Here is a 22,853-nt window from a genome sequence, read left to right as displayed (position 1 = left end):
GCCATGACCCCCGCGAGTTGTACGGCGTCATCCCCGCCGACACCCGTCAGCCGTACGACGTGCACGAAGTGATCGCCAGGATCGTCGACGGCTCGCGTTTCCTCGAGTTCAAGGCCGAGTACGGCTCGACGCTCGTCACCGGGTTCGCCCACATCCACGGCCACCCGGTCGGCATCCTGGCCAACAACGGCATCCTGTTCAGCGAGTCGGCGCTGAAGGGCGCCCACTTCATCGAGCTGTGCGACCAGCGCCGCATCCCCCTGGTCTTCCTGCAGAACATCAGCGGCTTCATGGTCGGCAAGGCGTACGAGGCGGGCGGCATCGCCAAGCACGGCGCCAAGATGGTGACGGCCGTGTCGTGCGCCCGGGTGCCCAAGTTCACCGTGGTGGTCGGCGGCTCGTTCGGGGCGGGCAACTACGCCATGGCCGGACGGGCGTACTCCCCCCGGTTCCTGTGGATGTGGCCGAACGCCCGCATCTCCGTCATGGGCGGCGAGCAGGCCGCCAACGTCCTCACCACCGTCGGCGCCGCCGACGCCGACGCGATCAGGGCCCAGTACGAGCACCAGGGCAACCCGTACTACTCCACGGCCAGGCTGTGGGACGACGGCGTGATCGACCCGCTCGACACCCGCACCGTCCTCGGCCTGGCGCTGTCCGCGGCGGCCAACGCCCCGCTCGAGCCCGCCGGCTACGGCGTCTTCCGGATGTGACGCATGTTGTTCGACCGTGTCCTCATCGCCAACAGGGGCGAGATCGCCGTACGGATCGCCCGCACCCTCCGCGCGCTCGGCGTCACGTCCGTGGCCGTGCACACGCCGTCCGACGCCGGGGCCCGTCATGTGCGTGACGCCGACCTCGCCGTCGAGATCCCCGGCTACCTCGACATCGAGGCCGTCGTGGCGGCGGCCCAGGCCACGGGCGCGCGGGCCGTCCACCCCGGCTACGGGTTCCTCGCCGAGAACGGCGCGTTCGCGCGGCGCTGCGCCGAGGCCGGGCTGGTGTTCGTCGGGCCGCCGGCCGCGGCCATCGACGCGATGGGTGACAAGATCCGCGCCAAGGCCACGGTGTCGGCCGCCGGCGTCCCCGTGGTGCCCGGCGCCGCCGACGCCCTGGAGGAGTGGCGCGACTTCCCCGCACTGATCAAGCCGTCCGCCGGCGGCGGAGGCAAGGGCATGGTCCTCGTACGGTCGGCCGCCGAACTGCCCGACGCCCTGGAGTCGGCCCGGCGCACGGCACGGGCCGCGTTCGGCGACGGCACGCTGCTGATCGAGCGGTACGTCGAGCGCCCCCGCCACATCGAGATCCAGGTCCTCGCCGACACCCACGGCACCGTGGTGCACCTGGGCGAACGCGAGTGCAGCCTGCAGCGCCGCCACCAGAAGATCGTCGAAGAGGCGCCCTCGCCGTTCCTGACCGCCGGGACGCGCGCCGCCATGGGCGCGGCGGCGGTGGAGGCCGCCCGCGCGGTCGGCTACGTGGGCGCGGGCACGGTGGAGTTCATCGTCGACGGGTCCACCGGCGCCTACCACTTCATGGAGATGAACACCCGGCTTCAGGTGGAGCACCCCGTCACCGAGCTGGTGACCGGACTCGACCTGGTGGAGCTGCAGCTGCGGGTGGCGGCGGGGGAGCGGCTGCCGTTCACCCAGGACGACGTTCGCCTCGACGGCCACGCGGTCGAGGCCCGCGTCTACGCCGAGGACCCGGCCCGCGGTTTCCTGCCCACCGGCGGCCACGTCCTGCTGCTCCGCGAACCGGCCGACGCGGGCCGCTCCACGGGCGGGCGGGACGCCGTGCGGGTGGACTCCGGGCTGGCCGAGGGTGGGGTCGTGGGCAGCGAGTTCGACCCGATGCTCTCCAAGGTCGTCGCCTGGGCGCCCGACCGGGCAGCGGCCCTGCGAGCGCTCGACCGGGCGCTCGCCCGCACGGCCGTCCTCGGGGTGGTCACCAACGTCCCGTTCCTGCGCGCCCTGGTCACGCACCCGGCCGTCGCGGCAGGGGAGCTCGACACCGGGCTGGTCGAGCGCGTCCTGCCCGAGCTCGTGCCCGCCGACGGGACGCCCGGCGACGACGTGCTCGCCGCGGCGGCGCTCGTCTTCCACGCCATGCCGCAGGGCGACGACCCCTGGGAGGCCACCGACGGCTGGCGGGTCGGCGAGCGCGCGTGGACCACGTGGCGGCTGGAGTCCCGCGCCGGCGTCCACGCGGTGCCCGTGCGCGGGGTGCCGGAGGAGGCGGCCGAGGTCCGGCTCGACGGCCGGGCGGTCCCGGCGCGCGTCCGCCGCGACGGCCCCGGCCTCGCCGTCACGCTCGCCGGGCGCACCGAGCACTACCTGTGCGTACGCCAGGGCGACACGCTCTGGCTCGGCCGCGACGGCGAGGCGTGGTCGTTCACCCGCCACCTGATCGGCGACCCCGGCGACCGCGCGCGCGCCGCCGGCGCGGGCGACGGCGTGGTGCGCAGCCCGATGCCGGGCACCGTCCTGGTGGTGAAGACCCAGCTCGGCGAACGGGTGAGCGAGGGTCAGCCGCTGGTCATCGTGGAGGCGATGAAGATGGAGCACACGGTCACCGCCCCCTGCGACGGCGTGATCGCCGAACTGCCCGCCCAGCCCGGGCGGCCGGTCGACATGGACGCCGTTCTCGCCGTGGTCACCGCTGAGGAGGCGTGATGCCGTATCCCATGCAAGGGTTGCCGCGACAGGTGTCGATCTACGAGGTCGGGCCGCGTGACGGGCTGCAGAACGAGTCGGCGGTCGTGCCGGTCGAGGTCAAGGCCGAGTTCATCGAGCGGCTCGCCGACGCCGGGCACAAGATCATCGAAGCGACCAGTTTCGTGCACCCGACGTGGGTGCCGCAGCTCGCCGACGCCGACGAGCTGCTCGCCCGGCTGCGCAGGAAGTCGGGCGTGCGCTACCCCGTCCTGGTGCCGAACGAGCGCGGCCTCGGCCGGGCACTCGACCGCGGCGTGGACGAGATCGCGATCTTCGCCAGTGCCACCGAGACGTTCGCCGCCAAGAACCTCAACCGCGGCCTGGAGAGCCAGTTCGACATGTTCGAGCCGGTCGTGGCCAGGGCGCTGGAGAGCGGGGTACGGGTACGCGCGTACGTGTCGATGTGTTTCGGCGACCCGTGGGAGGGGCCGACGCCCGTCTCGCAGGTCGTCCAGGTCGGGGAGCGCCTGCTGGGGCTCGGCTGCTACCAGCTGTCGCTCGGCGACACCATCGGCGTGGGCACGCCGGGTCACGTCACGGCGCTGATCGAGGCGTTCCGCTCGCCGGAGCGGCTCGCCGTGCACTTCCACGACACCTATGGCCAGGCGCTCGGCAACACCCTTGCCGCGCTCCAGGCCGGCGTCACCACCATCGACGCCTCCACGGGCGGCATCGGCGGCTGCCCGTACGCCGAATCCGCGACCGGCAACCTGGCCACCGAGGACCTGGTCTGGATGCTCCGCGGACTCGGCATCGAGACCGGGCTCGACCTGGGCAAGCTCGTGTCCACCAGCGTCTGGCTGGCGGAGCTGCTCGGCCGGCCCAGCCCATCACGCGTCGTACAGGCGCTATCGAAAGGCTGACATGCTCAACGACGAGTACGCAGAGCTGCGCAAGACGGTCGAGGCGTTCGCCCGCGAAGTGGTCGCTCCGGTGATCGGCGACTACTACGAGCGCGAGGAGTTCCCCTACGACATCGTGCGCCAGATGGGCGCGATGGGGCTTTTCGGGCTGCCGTTCCCGGAGGAGTACGGCGGCATGGGCGGCGACTACTTCGCGCTCTGCCTGGCCCTGGAGGAGCTGGCCAGGGTCGACTCCAGCGTGGCGATCACCCTGGAGGCGGGCGTGTCGCTGGGCGCGATGCCGATCTACCGGTTCGGCACCGAGGAGCAGCGCCGCACGTGGCTGCCGAAACTGGCTTCGGGGGAGATGCTGGGCGCGTTCGGGCTGACCGAGCCGGGCGGCGGGTCCGACGTGCCGGGCGGCATGCGGACGACGGCGGTGCTCGACGGCGGCGAATGGGTGATCAACGGCACGAAGGCGTTCATCACGAATTCCGGCACTGACATCACCGGCGTGGTCGGCGTGGCCGCGCTCACCGGCGAGCGGGAGATCTCCACGATCCTCGTGCCGAGCGGAACATCCGGGTTCACGGTGTCGAAGAAGTACTCCAAGGTCGGCTGGAACGCCTCCGACACCCGCGAGCTGGCGTTCGCCGACTGCCGCGTGCCCGCCGCGAACCTCCTGGGCGAGCGCGGCCGAGGCTACGCCCAGTTCCTGCAGATCCTGGACGAGGGCCGGATCGCCATCGCCGCACTGAGCGTGGGCCTGGCGCAGGGCTGCGTGGACGAGTGCCTGAAATACGTCAGGGAGCGCAGGGCGTTCGGCCACCCGATCGGCCACTACCAGGCCATCCAGTTCAAGATCGCCGACATGGAGGCTCGCGTCCACACCGCGCGCCTGGCCTACTACCACGCGGCCGAGCGCATGCTGGCCGGGCTGCCGTTCAAGAAGGAGGCGGCCATCGCCAAGCTGGTCTCCTCCAACGCGGCCATGGACAACTCCCGCGAGGCCACCCAGGTCTTCGGCGGATACGGCTTCATGAACGAGTTCCCCGTCGGCCGCTTCTACCGCGACGCCAAGATCCTGGAGATCGGTGAGGGGACGAGCGAGGTGCAGCGCATGCTCATCGCCCGGCAGCTGGGGCTGGGCGACCTGTGATCCGCCCCCCGCGCCCCCTTCAGCTGCGGGGAGTAGGTCAACTAGGGTCATCAGTCATGGGTGACGATCTTCTCATCAGGAGAGCGGACAAGTCGGACGCGGACGCGGTCTTCGGGCTGGCCCGCGACTTCGGCGTGACGTTCCAGCCGGAGCGCGACGCCTTCGACGCCGCGCTGCCGGCGTTGCTCGCCGATGACGACGCCCTCCTGCTCGCGGCGGTCGTGGGCGGGCGGGTGCACGGCTACCTGCTGGGGTTCGTCCACCTGACGCTCTTCGCCAACGGGCCGGTGGCGTGGGTCGAGGAGGCGATGGTCCAGTCGGGCTCGCGCCGCCAGGGCATGGGCAGGGCGCTGCTGGAGGAGTTCGAGCGCTGGGCCCGCTCACGCGACGCCCGTTACGTGGCCATGGCGACGCGGCGGGCGCCCGAGTTCTACCACGCCCTCGGCTACGAGGCCTCGGCGACCTTCTACCGCAAGGTCCTGCGCTAGCCGGTCGCGGCTCGGCCGAGGGCGCGGCGGCTACGTCCAGTAGTCACGTTCGGGCAGCCTCAGGAGCGTCTCCGGGGCGGCGACGGCCGGGCGAAGGCCCGCGGCGGCGTAGCAGTAGGCCTCGGCGCGACCGGCGTACAGGTATTTGAGCAGGATCTCCTCGGCCGAATCCGTGGTGGACGCGTCGTCTCCGCCCGGATGCGTGTCACCCGCGACGACCTCTCCGTCGCGGTACGCGCAGCCCTGGTTGCCGCTCTTGGGATTGGCGTACATGCCGTAGGCGACCGTGCCCGCCGACAGCAACCGCATGACGACGGGCGTGAACGGCATGTAGCCGTACTCCTGGCTGACGACGCAGCCGCCGGGCATGTCGGCGAAGCCGACGATCCGCATGGCGTCGTCCTCGTCGAAGGGGTCGTCGAGGATCTCGTCGAGCTCCTCGTCGTCGACCGGCTCGGCCGCCAGCCGCCGGGCGGCCTCGGCGGCGCTGACCCCGCGTACGCAGGCGAGCCCGAAGCCGTCGCCCTGGATGTCGCCCAGCATGCCGATCAGGCGGTCGGCCTCCGCCACGGCGGCGGCCTCGGCCTCGGTCAGGCCGGCGTGGCCCGCCGGGAACGGGAAGAACAGGCCGGGAGTGGGACCGGCCAGGCTGAGCCGGCCGGGCGACCAGCCGGCCATCATCGGCCGCCACGGGTCCGCCCCGGCGGCGACCAGGGCACGGGCGTTGTCGGGCCGATCGTTGAAGACCGCGACCCAGAGCGCGGTGCGGCCGTCGTGCTCGGCGTCGACGTCGCGCACCCGGCGGGCCAGCTCGGCGACCACCTCCGGCGATCCGCGTCCGGCCGCGGCGTGCAGCGGCGCCTCGTGTGACAAGGCCGCCTCGTGGGGGTCGGCGCCCGCGGCGAGCCTGGCGCGGACCAGAGCGAGGTCCTGCCAGGAATGCCACGTGAAGTCGGCCCATCCCGAAGGCATATCGGCTGTCATGGGGGCTCCTGGAGATCATGCGTGCGGATACGACCGGGCCATCATGGCGGAGGGCCAGGACATTTTCCGGCCGTGCGTCCGCCCCGCCGGGGGACTGCTGGGATATGGGGGATGATGGCGCATTTATGTCGGTATCTGATGGCATGCTGGGACGCGTGACGATCCATGCCGTGAGCCCCCTGTTCGTCGGCCGATCCCGCGAGCTGGCCGTCCTCGGTGACGCCCTCGACCGGGCCCGCGCCGGAGCGTCGTCCACCGTGCTCGTCGGCGGCGAGGCGGGGGTCGGGAAGACACGGCTGATCAAGGAGTTCACCGGCCGGGCCGGCGACGCGCTCGTCCTGGTCGGCGGCTGCCTGGAGCTGGGCACCGAGGGCCTGCCGTTCGCGCCCTTCACGGCCGTGCTGCGCGGGCTCGTGCGCGAACTGGGCCACGACGGCGTCGCGGCGCTCGTGCCGGGCGGCGACGCGCGGGCGCTGGGGCGGCTGCTGCCGGAGTTCGGGGAGCCGGGGCGCGACGGGGCCGACGCCCGGGCCCGGCTGTTCGAGCAGGTGCTCGGGCTGCTGGAGCGCCTGGCCGACAAGCGTCCCGTGGTGCTCGTGGTGGAGGACGCCCACTGGGCCGACCGGTCCACCCGCGACCTGCTGTCGTTCCTCGTCCGCTACCAGCCCACAGCGGCCCGCCTGCTGGTCGTGGTGACGTACCGTACGGACGAGCTGCACCGCAGCCATCCGCTGCGGCCGCTGATCGCGGAGCTGAGCCGGGTCGAGTGGGTGAGCAGGCTCGCGCTGCCCAGGCTCACCCGCGAGGAGGCGGACGCGCTGGCCGCGGGCATCCTGCGGCACGAGCCGGCCACCGCCGACATGGACCTGATCTACACACGCAGCGAGGGCAACCCGCTGTTCGTCGAGGCGCTGGTCAACGAGGCCGACGGCGCCGAGGCGCTGCCCGAGTCGCTGCGCGACCTGCTGCTCGCCAGCGTCGAGCGGCTGCCCGGCGAGACCCAGGAGCTGCTGCGGGTGGCCAGCGCCGGCGGGCAGCGCATCGAGCACGCCCTGCTCAGCGCCGTGGCCGGGCTCGACGAGAGCGCTCTGGCCCACGCGCTGCGGCCCGCGGTGGCCGGCAACGTGCTGGTCGTCGACGGCGAGGGCTACTCCTTCCGCCACGCGCTCATCCGCGAGGCGCTCCACGACGACCTGCTGCCCGGCGAGCACACCCGCCTGCACACCCGCTACGCCCAGGCCCTGGAACGCGACCTGTCGATCCTGCCCGCCCCGCGCGGCGCCATCGAGCTGGCCCACCACTGGCACAGCGCCCACGACTCCACCTGGGCGCTGGTCAGCGCCTGGCGGGCGGCCGCCGTCGCCCGCAAGTCCACCGCCTACGACGAGCAGCTCCGGATGTTGTCCAGAGTGCTGGAGCTGTGGGACCGCGTGCCCGACGCCGCGGAGCGCATCGGCGCCGGCCGGATCGACGTGCTGCGGCAGACGGCCAAGGTCTCCCACCTCGCCGGCGAGTACGAGCGCAGCGTCGCCCTGGCCGGCGCCGCCCTGGACGAGATCGACGCCGGCACCGACCCCGTCAGGGCGGCGCAGGTGCTGCGCCTGCGTGGCCTGGCCCGCTACGACCTCGGCCGGCCCGGCTTCCTCGACGACCTGCGCGAGGCCGCCGCGCTCGTCCCCGCGGACCAGCCCAGACTGCGCGGCCAGGTGCTGGAGAGCCTGTCGCGCATGCTCCACCGGCCGGAGGACCTGCCGGAGAAGATCGCCACGGCCCGGCTCGCCATGGAGATCGCCCACGAGGTCGGCGACGCCAACGTCGAGGCCCACGCGCTGATCAACATGGCCTGTTCCGGTTCACGCTACGCGGACATGGAGGAGCTGCGGGCGTACGCCGCGGCGCGCCGCATCGCCGCGCCCGTGGAGGCGTACGGCGTGCTGATGCGCTGCGCGATCTCCGAGTCCGACGCGCTCGAAGGCGCCGGCCGGCACGAGCGGGCCGCGCAGGTCGCGCGCGAGGGCGTCGAGGAGGCCACCCGCTACGGCCTGGCCCGCACGTCCGGCACGTTCCTGGCGATCAACCTGGCCGAGCCGCTGGTGTCGCTCGGGCGCTGGGACGAGGCCTTGCGGGCGATCGAGCAGGCGATCTCCCTCGCGCCGCCCGCGCCCTACCGGGCGAGCCTGCAGGGGTTCGCCTTCGACATCGCCCTGGCACGGGGACAGTACGACCGGGCGGAGCAGTTGCTCGCGTCGTCGCGTAGCGTGTTGTCGCGCGGCACGCACCGGGACCAGGCCGTGTTGCCGCATCTGTGCAGGAGTGTCCGGCTGCTGAAGGCGCGCGGGCGGTCCGCCGAGGCCCTGGAGGCGGCGGGGCGGATCCTCGACGAGCACGACGTGACCGCCAACTCCCGCTACGGCTGGCCGGTGCTGGTGACGTGCGCCGAGCTGATCTGGGACGCCCGTCCGTACGCGCAGGCCCTGGAGGTCGTGCTCGGCGGCCGGGAGGAGCCCCCTTCGGCGGCCGCGTCCCTGCTGCGGCGGGCGCGGGCGCTGGCGCCGAAGATGGACGTCGACGGCGACCTGCAGCGGGCGCACCGGCTCTCGTTCACCGCGCTGGCCGGGCCCGACTCGCCGCAGGAGGCCGCCGCTGAGCCGGCCGCCTGGCAGGTCAAGGCGTGGGACCTCGCGGCGGGGACGTGGGCGGCGCTGCGGCAGCCGTACGCGGAGGCGCAGTGCCAGGTGGGTGCGGCGCAGGCGGCCCTCGCGGCCGGCGACCGGCAGGAGACGGCGGCGCGGGTGGCGCGGGCCCGCGAGCTCGCCGGGGAGCTGGGCGTGGCGCCGCTGCTGGAACGCCTCGACGTGTTCGCGCGGCGGGCCAGGATCGGCGGCTCCGACGAGCCGGCCGACGGGCAGCCGCTGGGGCTGACGGCCCGAGAGCTGGAGGTGCTCCGCGAGGTCGCGGCCGGGCGGAGCAACCGTGAGATCGCCGGACGGCTGTTCATCTCGGCCAAGACGGTGAGCGTGCACGTCTCCAACATCCTCGCCAAGCTGGGCGTCGCCACCCGGGGCGAGGCCGCCGCCACCGCCCACCGCCTGCGCCTCTTCGACGCCTGACCGGGCTCAGCCGGTCAGCTGGGCCTCCAGGCGGTAGCCGTCGACGGTGACGTAGACCTGGTCGCCGGGGCGGGCGTTGAGGCGCATGAGCACCGGCTGCAGCGAGTCGAAGACCGGCTGCTGGCCCTGCCAGACCAGGACGATCGCGTTGTCGCCCGGGCCCGTCACCGACAGCAGGGTGCCGGGACGCATGCCGAGCTGGGCCGCGTACCCCTCGGGGACGGGCACCGGGCCGCCCCTGAGGTGCTCGGGGGTGACCTCGATGCGCTGCCAGCGACGCGGGTCGGACGACGGGCTCGGCAACGGCGGGGGCGGCGTGGACGGTGTGCCCGCCACGTGGAGCATCGGCGAACGCCCGCCCGACAGCGCCGACAGCGTGGCCAGCGCGGCCGAGGGGTCGATCCCGCCGGCCGGGGCCGGTGGGATCGGCTGGCCGCCGCGGTGATGGTGGCCGTTGGCACCCGGCGTACGGCGGGGCAGCGGCTGGGCGGGGGACGACTGCGCGGCCGAACGGTCGGGCGCGGCCTCCGGCGGCAGGGCGTCGAGCCACGCCTTGGCCGAATGGGCGCGGATGCCCAGCTCCGCCATCAGCTCGACCACGTCGGCGTCGGGCGGGGCCGAGGCGAGCACCTGCCGCGTGCGGGCCTGCAGGCCGTGGATGTCGCCCACGACGAGCCAGCCGTCCTGCAGCCTGCGGTCGGGCATGAGCGTCACCAGCACGCGCCACAGCGGGGTGCGCAGCGAGGGCACCATCACCGGGTGGGCGGGGTCGGCGCCGATGAGCTGATCCTCGGTGGCCGCCGCGCCGAGCCACTCCGTCAGCCGGAACATGTGGCCCGTGACCGGGGCCGACTCCGACGAGCGCAGCCAGTGCAGGACGCGCTCCTCGGCGGTGCGCTGGGCCTGGGAGAGCGCGTCCCGATCGACCAGCATCTTGTGGGCGAGCGTACGGAGGCTGATCGGGTCCTCGGCGAACAGCCGGTGCACGGCGACCGCCAGCTCCAGCTTGTCGAGGGTGCGGAACAGGCCGTCGACGACCCGGACCATCGCGTGGTCGGGGTCGGAGGGGACGGCGCTGGGGCCGGCGTAGGCGGGCACGCCCTTCGCGGTGTCGCCGGACGGGATGCGCGGGATCGACCCGGTGCTCGGCCCGCCGGAGCCCTGGCCCGGACCGCTCGGGCCGGCGCTCGGGCGTCCGGGCTGCGGCCCGGTGGGACGCTGCGGGAGGCGTTCGGACGGCCCGGCGCCGGACTGGCCGGTGCCGGGGCGCTGAGGCAGGCCCTCGCCAGGGAACCCCTGCCGCGGCCCGCCGCCCTGCTGCTGCGCGGGGACGGAGCCGCTCTGCGCGGGGAAGGAACCGGTCTGCCGCTGCCCGGAGCCGCCACCCTCCGCCTGTGGGGCGGGGAAGGGCCCGCTGTGGCGCGGGTCCTGCGCGGCGGGGAGAGAGCCGGTCTGGCGCGGGTCCTGCGCGGCCGGGAAAGAGCCGGTCTGGCGCTGGTTGTCCGGGGGTGTGAACGAGCCGGGCCGGCGCTGGTCGTCGGCGGGTGTGAAGGAGCTCGATGGGCGCTGACCCTCCACGGCAGGGAAGGAGCCCGTCTGGCGGCTCTCCTGCGGGGACGGGAGGGAGCCGTTCTGGCGAGGGTCCCGTGCGGGCTGGAAGGAGCCCGGCCGGGACGGGGTGCCGTCCTGCGGGAAAGCCGGGCGCTGGGGGAGCCCGTCGCCCGTCGGCTCGGGGCCGGACTCGCCCTGCGCGGGGAACCCCCCGCTCTGGGTGGCGGCGGGCCGCTGCGGGAGGCCCTCCGGCGCGGCGGGGAACGGCCCCGTGCCTCGGGGCGAGCCCTCGCCGTCACGCTGGACGGGACGGGTGACCTCGGGATGGCCCGGCCGCCCGGGAGTCTCGGACGAGGCGGGCGGCTGGGAGCCGGGCGCTCCGGGCTGCGAGGCGCCGGAGGCCGGGGCCCCTGAAGCGGGAGCCCCGGAGGGCGGAGAAGCGGAGGGACCGGGCCGCTGAGACGCCGAGGCGGGCGCCCCGGCCGCCGCGGCGGGAGCTCCCGAGAGCGGGGCTCCGGAGGCGGAGGTTCCCGAGAGCGGAGACGTGGAGCCTGGCGTTCCGGAAGGCTGGGATCCGGAGTCCGGCGTTGCGGAGAGCTGGGACACCGAGCCTGGCGCTCCGGCGAGCGGGGACGCCGCGCCGGGCAGTGGGGAGGCCCCGGGGGCCTGGGCGGCCTCGCGCTGGGCCGGGATACGGCCGATGATCTCGCGGAAGACCGCGCCCATCAGCACCTCGGGCGTGGCCGACGGGGTGGTCAGGTCGGCCGGCGACAGGCGGCGCAGCCGGTGCCAGCCGCCGAGCCCGGTCACCGCCGTACGGGTGGAGTCGGGCCAGCCGGGCAGCGCGGGATCGACGTGGTGCACCGTCAGAGCGGGCAGCAGGTCGCACAGCGGCAGATGGTCCCACCGGGAGGAGGCCAGCCGGGCCAGGCGGTCGCAGATCCAGTCGAGCCCCGCCGTGCCGAGTGCCCTCGACAGCGCGAGAGAGGACCACCATCCCGCGGGCAGACGAGGATCGCCGAGCACCTCGGCCACCTGCTGAGGGCGGCTCCAGCGCAGGGCAGGGACCAGGTCGCTCAGGCAGATCGATGACTCGACTTCCATCGGCGGACCTTATCCTCCCCAGTGAGCCGCGTGTGCTCCCCGTGACGCTTGTGGCTAATGGTGCAGCCTACGCGGCAAGCTATCAATCAGTGTGAATAGGGTAAAGACGGTTCAGATCCAAACCGTACCGTGGACGGCCGCCCACCTGGGCCACACATTCTGCACCAGCTCGGCACCCCGCCTCCAGGGCGGTGGCCTCGTCGGCGCCCTGCAGGGCCGCGGTGAGAAAGCCGGCGGCGAACGCGTCGCCCGCTCCCGTCGAGTCTACGACGTCGGCCGGCACGCCCGCGGCCATCGCGACCACCTCGCCGTCCTTCGCCGCCAGCGCGCCACCGGCTCCGAGCTTGACGACCGCGGTGCCGTACGTCTCGCTGAGCAGTACGGCGGCGCGCTCCCCGGTGGCGGCGCCGGTGAGGAGGAGCGCCTCGTCCAGGTTCGGGATGATCAGATCGGCGGCGGCCGTCTCGCGCAGGAAACGTGCGACGCCGAAGTCGCGCAGCGGCCCCGTGGAGGCCGGGTCGACGCTGATCGGCACACCGGCGGCCACCGCGTCCGCCGCCGCCCGCCGGGCCAGCAGCAGCCCGCCCGGGGCGAACAGCAGATAGCCCGACAGGTGGAGGCGGCCGGCGCCGTCGAGCAGGGACGGGTCCCAGTCGGCCTCCGAGATCAGGCCGCCGGCGCCGCGGTTGGTGAGCATCGTGCGCTCGCCGCTCTTGTCCACCATCGCGATCACGACGGCCGTCGGCTCGTCGGGGTCGACCGTGACGTGCGGGCGGACGCCCGACTTGACCAGCTCGCCGATGTGCCACTCGCTGCTGTCGTACCCGAGCCTGGACAGCAGGCGCACCTCGGAGCCGAGGGCGGCGGCCCAGGTGGCGGTGTTCGCGCCGGAGCCGCCGGGGCGGAGCACGATGTCGGCCGCCGCGTCGCTGCCGATCATGACCGGTGAGCCGTGCAGCGCCACCATGTCGGTGACGATGTCGCCCACCACCACGAGGGCGCCGGCGGTCACGACGTGGCCCACGCCAGGGCGATCCGGGCCGCCAGGGCCGTGTTGCCGCGTACGGCGGCCAGGTTGGCCTCCAGGGACGCGCCGCCGGTGCCGTCCACCAGGTAGCCGAGCAGGAACGGGGTGATCGCCTGCCCCTTGACGCCCTCGCGCTCGGCCGCCGCCAGCGCCTCGGCGAGCACGCGGTCGTGCAGCTCGGGGTCGAGCTGCAGGTCCCGCGGGACGGGGTTGGCCACGATGAGCGCCGACTCCTGGCCGCCCAGCGCGTCCTGGCCGCGCATGACGGCCGCCGCCTCCTCGGGCGAGTCGATCCGCCAGTCGACCGGCAGGCCGGAGGAGTGCAGGTAGAAGCCGGGGAAGGTGTCCGTACGGAAACCGGCCACGCTCACGCCGCGCGTCTCCAGGCGCTGCAGCGTCGCCGGCACGTCGAGGATCGACTTGACGCCCGCGCAGACCACGGTGATGCGGGTGCGGGCGAGCGTGTCGAGGTCGGCCGACTCGTCCTGGTCCTCGGTCCAGCCCCGGTGCACGCCGCCCAGCCCGCCGGTGGCGAACACCCGGATGCCGGCGCGGGCGGCCAGGAACGACGTGGCCGACACGGTGGTCGCCCCGCTCGCCTTCAGCGCCGCCGCCATGGGCAGGTCGCGCTGGCTCAGCTTGCGCAGCCCCGGCTCGGTCGCGATGCGCTCCAGCTCCGGCTCCTCCAGCCCGATCCTGGGGACGCCGTCCAGGACGGCGATCGTGGCCGGGACGGCACCGGCCTCGCGGACCACCCCTTCGAGCTCGCGGGCCACCTCCAGGTTGCGCGGCTGCGGCAGCCCGTGGGAGATGATCGTGGACTCCAGCGCCACGACGGGCGCGCCGTTCGCCAGGGCGTCGGCGACCTCGTCGGAGGGCCGGAGAACGGGGACGGTGCTGCTGCTGCGCATGGTGACTGTGACGCTCCTCGCGTGGTCCTGGGTTGCCTAGCCGGAACGGTGGTTTTCGTAGGTTTTGTTCCGAACGAGGCAGGGTACGGCCCCTCGGCCCACCCGTCCACCTGAGGATCACACGAGCAGCACGACCCCGGCCAGCGACGTGGCGGCGATGATCGTCGTGGCGATCCCGCCGAGCAGCACGACCCGGCCGCCCCTGGCCAGCCGCCGCACGTCGATGCCGGTGCCGAGGCCGAACAGCGCCGCGGCCATCAGCACGTTCGTCACGGCCGGCGCCGCCCCGGTCACCGCCGCCGGCACCCACCCCGCGGCGCGCAGGACCACCATCGCGAGGAACGCCGCCACGAACAACGGCAGGATCGGCGGCTTCGCCCCCCGTTCGCGCCCGCGGTGGGCGGTCAGCGCGACGATCGGGGCCAGCAGCACGACGCGGCCCAGCTTGACCGTCACGGCGGCGGCCAGCACGCCCGAGGCCGCGCCGATCGCCGCCACCTGGGCGACCTCGTGCACGGCGGCGCCCGTCCACACACCCAGCTGGGCGGGCGACAGGCCCGCGAGCGAGCCCACGAGAGGGACGAGGGCGAGGGCCGCGGTGCCGTACAGGACCACGACGCCCAGGGCCGCGGCGGCGTCGTCCTCGTCGGCGAGGTCGGTGCTCTCGCGCATGGCGGCGATGGCCGCCGCGCCGCAGATGGACACCCCGGTGGCCACGAGCAGCGACGTGCCGGGCGACAGGCCCAGCCGCCGGCCGATCGCCGGGGTCACGGCGAACGTCAGCCCCGTCGCGACCGCCACGACCGCCATCGTCGGCCAGCCCAGAGCCAGCAGGTCGGGCACGGCGATCTGGAGGCCGAGCAGGGCCACCGCCACCCGCAGCACCCGCCGCGACACGAACGCGAGCCCCGGCCTGAGCCGCTCGGGGACGCCCGCCAGGCCGGCCAGGACAGCGCCGGCGACGACCGCGACGACGGCGGGGCTGAGCGCCGGGACGTATCGGTTGACGAGCAGCGCGCCCGCCACCGCCACGGCCGCGGCGCAGACGCCGGGCCACAGAGTGCCCGGCGGCAGGCCGCGGGAGGGCGAGGGACGCGTGGCGAGGGACATGATCCCAGTCTTCTGGGCGGCGGAAACGCCCAGTAGGCACGCTTTGTCTGGGAGGTCATAGCCTTCAGCTATGACTGAGCTGCCCGATCTGGGCTCCCTGAAGCTGCTCGTGGACGTCGGGCAGCTCGGCAGCCTCGGGCAGGCCGCCCGGGCCGCCGGGATCGCGCAGCCGTCCGCGAGCAAGCGGATCGCGCGGCTCGAACGCCGCCTCGGGCTGCCCCTCATCGAGCGCACGCCGCGCGGCTCCACGCTGACCTCCGAGGGCAAGATGGTGGCCGACTGGGCCGCGCAGGTGCTCGCCGCCGCCGAGGAGCTCGTGCGCGCCGTCGCTGCCGTGCGCCGGGGCGGGGCCGCCCACCTGCGGGTCGCGGCGAGCATGACGGTGGCCGAGTACCTGGTGCCGCGCTGGCTCGGCGAGTTCCAGAACCGCGAGCCCGCCGTTCCCGTGGGTCTGGACGTGGTCAACTCCGCCGACGTGGCGGCCCGGGTGCTGTCGGGCGAGGTGGAGCTCGGGTTCGTCGAGGGGCCGAACGTGCCCGGCGGGCTGGACAGCCGCGTCGTGGGGACCGACCGGCTCGTGGTCGTGGTCGCGCCGGGGCATCCGTGGGCGCGGCGGCGTACCGCGCTGCGGGGGGCCGAGCTGGCCGCCACGCCGCTCGTGGTGCGCGAGCCGGGGTCGGGCACACGGGAGACGCTGGACGTGGCGTTCGCGGACCTGCACCGGGCCAGCCCGCGCCTGGAGCTGGGGTCGAACTCGGCGGTGAAGGGCGCGGCGCAGGCGGGAGCGGCCCCCGCGGTGCTCAGCCGGTACGCGGTGGAGGCCGACGTCGCGACGGGCCGGCTGGTGGAGGTGCCACTGGCGGGCCTGAACCTGGTGCGCAGCCTGCGTGCCGTCTGGCGCCGCGGCCGCCCCCTGACCGGCTCCGCCGCCACCCTGCTCGCCATCGCCACCCGGCCCTGATCCGGCCGGTGCGTGGCCAATGGGAGAAAGGGCAGGAAATGTCTGGAAGTGGGCGTTGACGTGAGCTATGGGATGAGTCGTAAGGTGCCGGAATGACGTATGACGTGGTCGTGGCCGGAGGCGGGCACAACGGGCTGGTGGCGGCCGCCTATCTGGCCCGCGCGGGGCGGCGGGTGCTCGTCCTGGAGCGGTACGACCACGTGGGCGGCCTGGCGATCTCGGCGCGGCCGTTCCCCGGGGTGGACGTGCGCCTGTCGCGCTATTCGTACCTCGTCAGCCTGCTGCCCGACACGATCGTCCGCGACCTGGGCCTCGACCTGGAGTTGCGCCGCCGCCGCTACGCCTCCTACACCCCGAAGGGCGACACCGGCCTGTTGGTCGACAACGAGGACGAGCTGCGTACGGCGGCGTCGTTCCGTAGCGTCACGGGCGGCGAGGCCGACCTGGAGGCGTGGCGGCGCTTCTACGGCATGGCGGCCCGCGTCGCCGAGGCCCTCGCCCCCACCCTGCTCGTACCCCTGCGCCCCGAGATCGAGATCGAGCGCCTGGTCGGGCCGCAGGCGTGGCGTGACCTGTTCGCCCAGCCGATCGGCGAGACGGTCGAGCAGTACTTCGCCGACGACACCGTGCGCGGCGTCGTGCTCACCGACGCGCTGATCGGCACGTTCGCCGACCCGGCCACCGACCTGTCGGCCAACCGCTGCTTCCTCTACCACGTGATCGGGAACGGCACCGGCGAGTGGAACGTCCCGGTCGGCGGCATGGGCGCGGTCTCGGGCGCGCTGGAGGCGGCCGCCAGGCGGGCGGGCGCGGAGATCAGGACCGGCGCGGAGATCGTCGGCATCTCGCCGTCCGGTGAGGTGACGTTCAGGGCCGGCGACGGCGAGCACACCGTGAACGGCCGGCACGTGCTGGTCAACCTGCCGCCCGCCGTGCTCGACCGGGTGATGGGCCGGCCCCCGGAGGTGCCCGAGGGCGCGCAGCTCAAGGTCAACATGGTGCTCGCCCGGCTGCCCCGGCTGAAGGACCCGTCGGTCGATCCCCGGGCGGCCTTCAGCGGGACGTTCCACATCAACGAGGGACGCGACCAGCTCGCCGCCGCGTACGCGCAGGCGGCGCGCGGGGAGATTCCGGAGCTGCCCCCGGCCGAGGTCTACTGCCATTCCCTGACCGATCCGTCCATTCTCGGCCCTGAGCTGCGGGGGAGGGCGGAGACGATGACACTGTTCGGCCTCCACATGCCAGCCAGACTTTTCCGGAAAAATCCCGATAAAGCGCGAGAAATAGCGCTTGATGCCACCTTCGCCTCCATCAACGCCGTCCTCGCCGAGCCCCTTCAGGAATGCCTGCTCACCGCCCCGGACGGCACTCCATGCGTCGAGGTCAAAACCCCCGTCGACCTGGAGAAGGACGCCGGCCTCCCGGGCGGCCACATCTTCCACGCCGACCTCAGCTGGCCGTACGCGGAAAAGGGCGGATGGGGCGTGGAGACCGAGCACGAACGCATCCTGCTGTGCGGCGCGGGTGCCCGCCGGGGCGGCGGCGTCAGCGGCATCGGCGGCCACAACGCCGCCATGGCCCTGCTGACCTCCTGAGGCGAGGGCGTCAGGGCTCACCGCGCCGCCGGAAGCGTGGTGATTTCCGGCACCGTGGCATGGGTCGTTCATCACCTTCTCATGATGAGGTTTTACCGTTGGGGCATGAGTGAGCCCGCACGATTGCTGGTGGTGGACGACGAGCCCGCGTTGCGTGAGGCGCTGCAGTCGAGCCTGGAGTTCGAGGGCTACAAGGTCGTCACGGCCGACGACGGGCTGCAGGCGCTGGAGACGCTGGCCGCCGACACCTACGACGCGGTGCTGCTCGACGTCATGATGCCGCGCCTCGACGGGCTCACCGCGTGCCGGCGGCTGCGGGCCGGGGGCAACCCCATCCCCGTCCTCATGCTCACGGCGCGCGACGCGGTCGGCGACCGGGTTTCGGGGCTGGACGCGGGCGCCGACGACTACCTCGTCAAGCCGTTCGAGCTCGACGAGCTGCTCGCGCGGGTGCGGGCCCTGCTGCGGCGCGGCCGGCTGAGCGGTGGCGGAGCCCCCGAGGGCGACATCCTGTCGTACGGCGACCTGCGCATGGACCAGGCGGCCCGGGAGGTCACCCGCGGTGAGCGCAGGCTCGACCTGACGCGGACCGAGTACCTGCTGATGGAGCTGTTCCTGTCCCATCCGCGCCAGGTGCTGACCAGAGACCAGATCCTGAGCGAGGTGTGGGGCTTCGACTTCGAGCCGACGTCCAACTCGCTCGACGTCTACGTGATGTACCTGCGGCGTAAGACCGAGGCAGGAGGAGAGCCCCGGGTGATCCACACCGTGCGCGGGGTGGGCTACGTGCTGAGAGACGTGCCGTGAGGCGTGCCGGGAGAAGGGGCAGCCTGCGTACCCGCCTGACCCTGCTGGTCACGGCGGCGGTGGCGCTCGCCGTCGCCGTCTGCGCCGTGTTCTCGTGGTTCATCGTCGAGCGCCTGGTCATCCAGCAGCTCGACTACACCATCGAGGAGTCGGAGAAGCAGGGCGACAAGGACTACCTCGTGCGCGCGTGCACGCCCGAAGGCTCGCAGGGCATGTTCGACGGCATGGCGACGCTGCTGCACGCCGACGGCACCACCTGCTCGATCGGCCCGCCGATCGTGCCGACGGAAGAGGACGAGACGGCCATCCCCGGGCAGCACGAGACGATCTACCGCTACGGCGTGACAAGAGACGGCAAGCGGGTGCGCGTGGTGACGCTGAACTTCGCGCCCGGCGTGGCCGTCATGGAGGCCCGCTCCCTCTACCACATCGAGCGGACCCTGCAGCTCAGCGGTATGGCGCTCGGCGGCATCACGGCGATGGGCGTGTTCGGGGCGGCGTGGGCCGGCCTGGCCATCTCGCGGGCCACCCTGCGTCCCGTGGGCCAGCTGACCAAGGCGGTCGAGCACATCGCGCATACCGAAGACCTCCACACCCGCATCCCGGTCACCGGCACCGACGAGATCGCCCGGCTGTCGGCCTCGTTCAACGCCATGACCAGCGCCCTGGCCGGCTCGCGCGAACGGCAGAAACAGCTCGTCGCCGACGCCGGCCACGAGTTGCGCACGCCACTCACGACCCTGCGCACCAACATCGACCTGCTCCTGCGCAGCGAGCAGACCGGCCGCAGCCTCGACCCTGCCGCGAAGGAACGGCTGCTGATCAACGTGAAGGCGCAGTTCGCCGAGCTGTCGACGCTGGTCGCCGACCTGCTCCAGCTCGCCAGGGGCGACACCGACCACGAGCCGCACGTCGAGCTGGGCCTCCACGAGGTGGTCACGATCGCCGCCGAGCGGGCCCGGCTGCGCGGCGCGGAGGTCTCCACCGACCTGCGCCCCTGGTACGTCGTCGGCAGCGCCACCTCGCTCGAACGCGCCGTGCTCAACCTCATCGACAACGCCGCCAAGTTCAGCCCCGGCGGCCAGGTCGAGGTGCGGCTGCGGGAAGGCCGGCTGACCGTGCGCGACCACGGCCCCGGGCTCGACGAGGCGGAGCTGCCGCACGTCTTCGAGCGGTTCTGGCGTTCGCCGTCGGCGCGCAGCCTGCCCGGCTCGGGCCTGGGCCTGGCGATCGTGGCCCAGGCCGTCACGGAGGCGGGCGGCACCGTGCGCCTGGCGAACGCGCCGGACGGCGGGGCGATCGCGACCATGGACCTGCCGGGCAGGCCGGTGCGCTGACGCCCCGGGTGGGCCGAGGTTACGCCGGGAGAGCGGCGAGCAGGAAGGCGAGGCGGGCGGCGGCGGATTCGACGTCGTCGGTCGTGCCGAGGCGGTAGCCCCACGAGGTGATGAAGGCGCCTTCGTCGGAGCAGGTCACCGTCTCCACGAGGGTGGCCGAGAAACGGTTGCGCACCGACACGTACGCCGGGTCGCTCGCCAGGGCGACGCTCTGGACCGACAGGTCGGCATGCCGGCCCGCGTGCCACGCGAACCGCTCGAGGCTGAGCGCGGTATCAAGCATCAAGCGTCACCTCCGCATCGTCTCGCGACAGAATTGCACGATCTTGCGTGGGGTGGCAAGCAATTGCTGCGGTTAATGTGAGGTTTGTTTCCTATATTCAGCCAGAATGCCTATGATGACCTCTCGTCCCGATTCGTCAAACTTTGCGGCTTTTGCGTAATCGTCGAACGCCCGGACGTAGAAGGCGATGTCGTCGGGATCGCGGAGGTTCAGGTCTTTCGTCATGGTGGCGACGCCGACCATCGACTCGTCGTAGATCCAGAAGCCGTTGATCGGGTTGGCCGGCAGCTCGGTGCCGAAGGGGATGACGCCGAACTCGACGTTCGGCAGCGTGCTGACGGCGAACAGCCGGTCGAGCTGGCCGCGCATCACCTCCGGCGGGGCCAGGCAGGTGCGCAGCGCGGCCTCGGTCACCACGAACCGGAACGTCCGCGTGCGGTCGTAGAGGATCTCCTGGCGCTGCATGCGCACGCGTACGGCGGTGTCGATCTGGTCGGGGGCGCTGTAGAGGCGCTTGACCTTACGGAAGACGTGCCGGGCGTACTCGGAGGTCTGCAGCAGGCCCGCGATGATGCCCGGCTCGAAGACCCGGAAGGCCGTCGTGCGGGCCTCGAGATCGCGGATGTCCTCCTGGATCGCGGCCAGCCCGCTGCGGTGGCGCTGCTTCCAGTCGTCGTGCCGGTTGAGCAGGGCGATGGACTGCCTGATCAGCTCGTCGGTGGTGGCGGGGGAGGCGCCCACGGCCTGCGCCCAGGCGACCACGTCGTCCTCGGTGGCCGTCTGCCGGGCGTTCTCCAGGCGTGAGACTTTGGACGGCTGCCAGCTCAGCCGCTCGGCCAGCTCCTTGCCGGACAGACGGGCGGACTCGCGCAGCCGACGCAACTGACCGCCGAGCTCGATGCGCGCCTGCTGAAACGACGTCACGCCGCAAGACGCTAGTCCCGCGGCCGCCGATCATGCCACCATCCGTGACAATCGTGATCAAGCGGTAGTCATGGGTGTTCCGCCGCAGGTCAGGTCGTGGTCGTTCCGGCGTCGGGCAGGACCCGGCGGGCGATTTCGGTGATGAGCTCGCGGGGCACCTCCACCGCGGTCTCGCCGTCGAGCACGTCGCGCAGGTCCGCGAGCGCCTCGGCGTCGGTGACCTGCATGCCCTGCACGACGATGGTGCCGCGGTCGGTCTCGTACAGGGTGGGGCAGGCGCCCGCCTCCGAGAGAGAGCCGAGGAACCGCATGCGCATGTCGATCCTTCCACGTGAACGGCTGCAATTGCGCGCAATCCTATGTCTCGGAGGCTTGTTTGCGATCGTTTACCTCGAAATCGTGATATGTCGTGATTTATCTCAATCCAACGCGCCCCCCATGAACTCCTGCGCCCGCTCGAACAACCCCAGGGTCGTCGCGTGCAGCAGGTCGCCGATGTCCTTGGGCGCCTTTCCGGCGAACGCGCGGGCGTGCGTGCCCTCCAGCACGATGCCCAGCTTGAAGCAGGCCATGACCGCGTACCAGTCGATGGACGACAGGTCGCGATCCGACAGCGCCGCGTAGTACGCGACGAGCTCCTTCGGCTGCGGCAGCCCCGGCACGTGGTTGTCGCCGGGCTGCCACATGGCCACCATCCAGCCGAGGTCGACCAGCGGGTCGCCGATCGTGCACATCTCCCAGTCCACGATCGCGGCCACGCGCGGCCCGTCCCAGGCGAACATCAGGTTGGCGAAGTGGTAGTCACCGTGCATGACGCCCGGCGTGAACGTCCTGGGCAGGTGGCGGGTCAGCCAGTCGGCCGTCTCCCGCAGCCCCGGGATGTCGGGTCCGGGGTAGCCGTCGAGCTCCCCGTACGAGTCGAGCTCCTTCAGCCAGCGCGGCACCTGCCGCTCCAGGAAGCCCTCCGGCCGGCCGAACCCCGGCAGCACCGCCGGATCGACCCGCCCCAGCTCGGCCAGCGCCGCCGCGGCCTCCAGCCCCATCCGGTGCCTGATCGCCGGGTCGGAGGCGTGCGGCTCGGGCAGCCCCGTCGAGGGGTTGAACCCGTCCACCGGCTCCATCAGGTAGAAGACCGGCTCCTCGGCGGTCTGCGCGGCCACCAGCCGGGGCGCGGCGACGGGCGTGTCGCGCAGCGCCGCCAGCACCCGCGCCTCACGGCGCAGCACCTCGTTGCTCTTCGCGCGGGCGTGCTGGGGAGGGCGGCGCAGCACGTACGGGCGGCCGCCGCGCTCGAAGCGCACCATGACGTTCTGCGTTCCGCCCCGGACCGGTGTGGCGTTCGTGATCGGGCCGCCCGGCAACCCCTGGGCGTCCATCCACACGCCGAGCGCGTCGAAGTCGACGGCGCCGACGTCGATGTGGGTGATGGACATGAACCGCCCTTCGACCGAAGGATATTCTAGTCGCCGACCCTACGAGAGCCCCGCGCACAAGGTCAACCCGGATCGCGTGAGAGAGAGGACGGCGGATGGACTGCGTGGCCGCGGTGGACGTCGGCGGCACCACGATGAAGGGCGGCCTGGTCGCCGGGGACGGGACGCTGCTGCGGGTCGAGCGGCGGCCGACCCCCCGCGCCGAGGGGCCGGAACGGGTGGTCGCCGCGATCTCCCGGTTCGTCGCCGACCTCGCCCGGCCGGGCGAGGGGGCGCGTCCGCTCGCCGTCGGGCTGGCCGTTCCCGGCCTGGTCACGCCCACGCACGCGATCTTCGCGGCCGCGTTCGGGTGGCGGGACGTGCCCGCCGCGGCGTTCGCGGACGTGGACCTGCCGGTGGTGCTCGGCCACGACGTCCGCTCGGCAGGGGAGGCGGAGCTCGCCTGCGGGGCCGGCGGCGGCGAGGTGCTCTTCCTGCCCATCGGCACGGGCATCGCGGGCGCGATGGTGC

At 73.2% G+C, this 22,853-nt stretch carries 20 protein-coding genes; 11 read left to right on the top strand and 9 right to left on the bottom strand.

The features are described 5' to 3' along the window. The 5 genes from E1286_RS33450 to E1286_RS33430 form a co-directional block, all read left to right on the top strand. On the top strand, positions 1–713 hold a 713-nt coding region (locus E1286_RS33450; RefSeq protein WP_281282800.1), incomplete at its 5' end, for a carboxyl transferase domain-containing protein. 3 nt (positions 714–716) lie between these two features. Beyond that, positions 717–2,675 (top strand): ATP-binding protein, encoded by a 1,959-nt coding sequence (locus E1286_RS33445; protein WP_132618920.1) that lies wholly within the window; start codon positions 717–719, stop codon positions 2,673–2,675. Next, positions 2,675–3,580: a hydroxymethylglutaryl-CoA lyase gene (locus E1286_RS33440; RefSeq protein WP_132618918.1), complete on the top strand. Its 906-nt coding sequence runs from the start codon at positions 2,675–2,677 to the stop codon at positions 3,578–3,580. The genes E1286_RS33445 and E1286_RS33440 overlap by 1 nt, the downstream gene beginning before the upstream one ends. 1 nt (position 3,581) lies before the next feature. Further along, on the top strand, positions 3,582–4,718 hold the full coding sequence (locus tag E1286_RS33435; protein ID WP_132618916.1) for an acyl-CoA dehydrogenase family protein: 1,137 nt from the start codon (positions 3,582–3,584) through the stop codon (positions 4,716–4,718). 56 nt (positions 4,719–4,774) lie between these two features. After that, the gene (locus E1286_RS33430; RefSeq protein WP_132618914.1) at positions 4,775–5,206 is read left to right on the top strand and encodes a GNAT family N-acetyltransferase; all 432 of its coding nucleotides are present in this window, start codon (positions 4,775–4,777) and stop codon (positions 5,204–5,206) included. A gap of 30 nt (positions 5,207–5,236) precedes the next feature. On the opposite strand, the gene E1286_RS33425 is transcribed toward E1286_RS33430, so the two are convergent. Beyond that, a complete protein-coding gene (locus E1286_RS33425; protein WP_132618912.1) occupies positions 5,237–6,190 on the bottom strand; it encodes an ankyrin repeat domain-containing protein in 954 nt (317 codons plus the stop codon). A gap of 155 nt (positions 6,191–6,345) precedes the next feature. Here E1286_RS33425 and E1286_RS51485 point away from each other — a divergent pair, with 155 nt between their 5' ends. Then, a complete protein-coding gene (locus E1286_RS51485) occupies positions 6,346–9,300 on the top strand; it encodes a helix-turn-helix transcriptional regulator (RefSeq protein WP_281282799.1) in 2,955 nt (984 codons plus the stop codon). A 6-nt stretch (positions 9,301–9,306) separates the two neighbouring features. On the opposite strand, the gene E1286_RS33415 is transcribed toward E1286_RS51485, so the two are convergent. The 4 genes from E1286_RS33415 to E1286_RS33400 all read right to left on the bottom strand — a co-directional run bounded on the left by E1286_RS33415 (position 9,307) and on the right by E1286_RS33400 (position 15,003). Continuing rightward, positions 9,307–11,955: a hypothetical protein gene (locus E1286_RS33415; protein WP_132618910.1), complete on the bottom strand. Its 2,649-nt coding sequence runs from the start codon at positions 11,953–11,955 to the stop codon at positions 9,307–9,309. A gap of 82 nt (positions 11,956–12,037) precedes the next feature. Next, the gene (locus tag E1286_RS33410; RefSeq protein WP_246075428.1) at positions 12,038–12,979 is read right to left on the bottom strand and encodes a carbohydrate kinase family protein; all 942 of its coding nucleotides are present in this window, start codon (positions 12,977–12,979) and stop codon (positions 12,038–12,040) included. Next, a complete protein-coding gene (locus E1286_RS33405) occupies positions 12,964–13,893 on the bottom strand; it encodes a pseudouridine-5'-phosphate glycosidase (RefSeq protein ID WP_132618908.1) in 930 nt (309 codons plus the stop codon). The genes E1286_RS33410 and E1286_RS33405 overlap by 16 nt, the downstream gene beginning before the upstream one ends. Before the next feature lie 117 nt (positions 13,894–14,010). Beyond that, positions 14,011–15,003, bottom strand: a complete 993-nt coding sequence (locus E1286_RS33400) for a YeiH family protein (RefSeq protein WP_132618906.1) — start codon at positions 15,001–15,003, stop codon at positions 14,011–14,013. A 70-nt stretch (positions 15,004–15,073) separates the two neighbouring features. Between E1286_RS33400 and E1286_RS33395 the strand changes: the two genes are divergently transcribed. The 4 genes from E1286_RS33395 (at position 15,074) to E1286_RS33380 (ending at position 19,703) form a co-directional block, all read left to right on the top strand. Beyond that, positions 15,074–15,964 carry a LysR substrate-binding domain-containing protein gene (locus E1286_RS33395; RefSeq protein ID WP_132618904.1) on the top strand — a complete coding sequence of 297 codons (891 nt, stop codon included), beginning with the start codon at positions 15,074–15,076 and terminating at the stop codon, positions 15,962–15,964. A gap of 92 nt (positions 15,965–16,056) precedes the next feature. Then, positions 16,057–17,559: a phytoene desaturase family protein gene (locus tag E1286_RS33390; protein WP_132618902.1), complete on the top strand. Its 1,503-nt coding sequence runs from the start codon at positions 16,057–16,059 to the stop codon at positions 17,557–17,559. A 105-nt stretch (positions 17,560–17,664) separates the two neighbouring features. Beyond that, positions 17,665–18,366, top strand: coding sequence for a response regulator transcription factor (locus E1286_RS33385; protein ID WP_132618900.1), 702 nt, complete (start codon positions 17,665–17,667; stop codon positions 18,364–18,366). Beyond that, the gene (locus E1286_RS33380; protein WP_132618898.1) at positions 18,363–19,703 is read left to right on the top strand and encodes a HAMP domain-containing sensor histidine kinase; all 1,341 of its coding nucleotides are present in this window, start codon (positions 18,363–18,365) and stop codon (positions 19,701–19,703) included. Before E1286_RS33385 ends, E1286_RS33380 begins: the two co-directional genes overlap by 4 nt. Before the next feature lie 19 nt (positions 19,704–19,722). Here E1286_RS33380 and E1286_RS33375 read toward each other — a convergent pair whose 3' ends face one another. From E1286_RS33375 to E1286_RS33360, 4 genes are all read right to left on the bottom strand, one after another. Further along, the gene (locus E1286_RS33375) at positions 19,723–19,986 is read right to left on the bottom strand and encodes a hypothetical protein (protein WP_165970026.1); all 264 of its coding nucleotides are present in this window, start codon (positions 19,984–19,986) and stop codon (positions 19,723–19,725) included. Positions 19,987–20,058: 72 nt separating this feature from the next. Continuing rightward, positions 20,059–20,910, bottom strand: coding sequence for a helix-turn-helix domain-containing protein (locus E1286_RS33370; RefSeq protein ID WP_132618894.1), 852 nt, complete (start codon positions 20,908–20,910; stop codon positions 20,059–20,061). A gap of 89 nt (positions 20,911–20,999) precedes the next feature. Further along, the gene (locus tag E1286_RS33365) at positions 21,000–21,227 is read right to left on the bottom strand and encodes a hypothetical protein (RefSeq protein WP_132618892.1); all 228 of its coding nucleotides are present in this window, start codon (positions 21,225–21,227) and stop codon (positions 21,000–21,002) included. A 102-nt stretch (positions 21,228–21,329) separates the two neighbouring features. Continuing rightward, on the bottom strand, positions 21,330–22,343 hold the full coding sequence (locus E1286_RS33360) for a phosphotransferase family protein (RefSeq protein ID WP_132618890.1): 1,014 nt from the start codon (positions 22,341–22,343) through the stop codon (positions 21,330–21,332). 95 nt (positions 22,344–22,438) lie between these two features. On the opposite strand from E1286_RS33360, the gene E1286_RS33355 reads away from it, so the two are divergent. Next, the coding region (locus tag E1286_RS33355) for an ROK family protein (RefSeq protein ID WP_132618888.1) at positions 22,439–22,853 on the top strand (415 nt) is incomplete at its 3' end.

The organism is Nonomuraea terrae, assembly GCF_004348995.1.
Lineage (GTDB): Bacteria > Actinomycetota > Actinomycetes > Streptosporangiales > Streptosporangiaceae > Nonomuraea > Nonomuraea terrae.
Note: the sequence above shows the minus strand (reverse complement) of the source record. Positions and strands in the feature narration are given on the sequence as shown.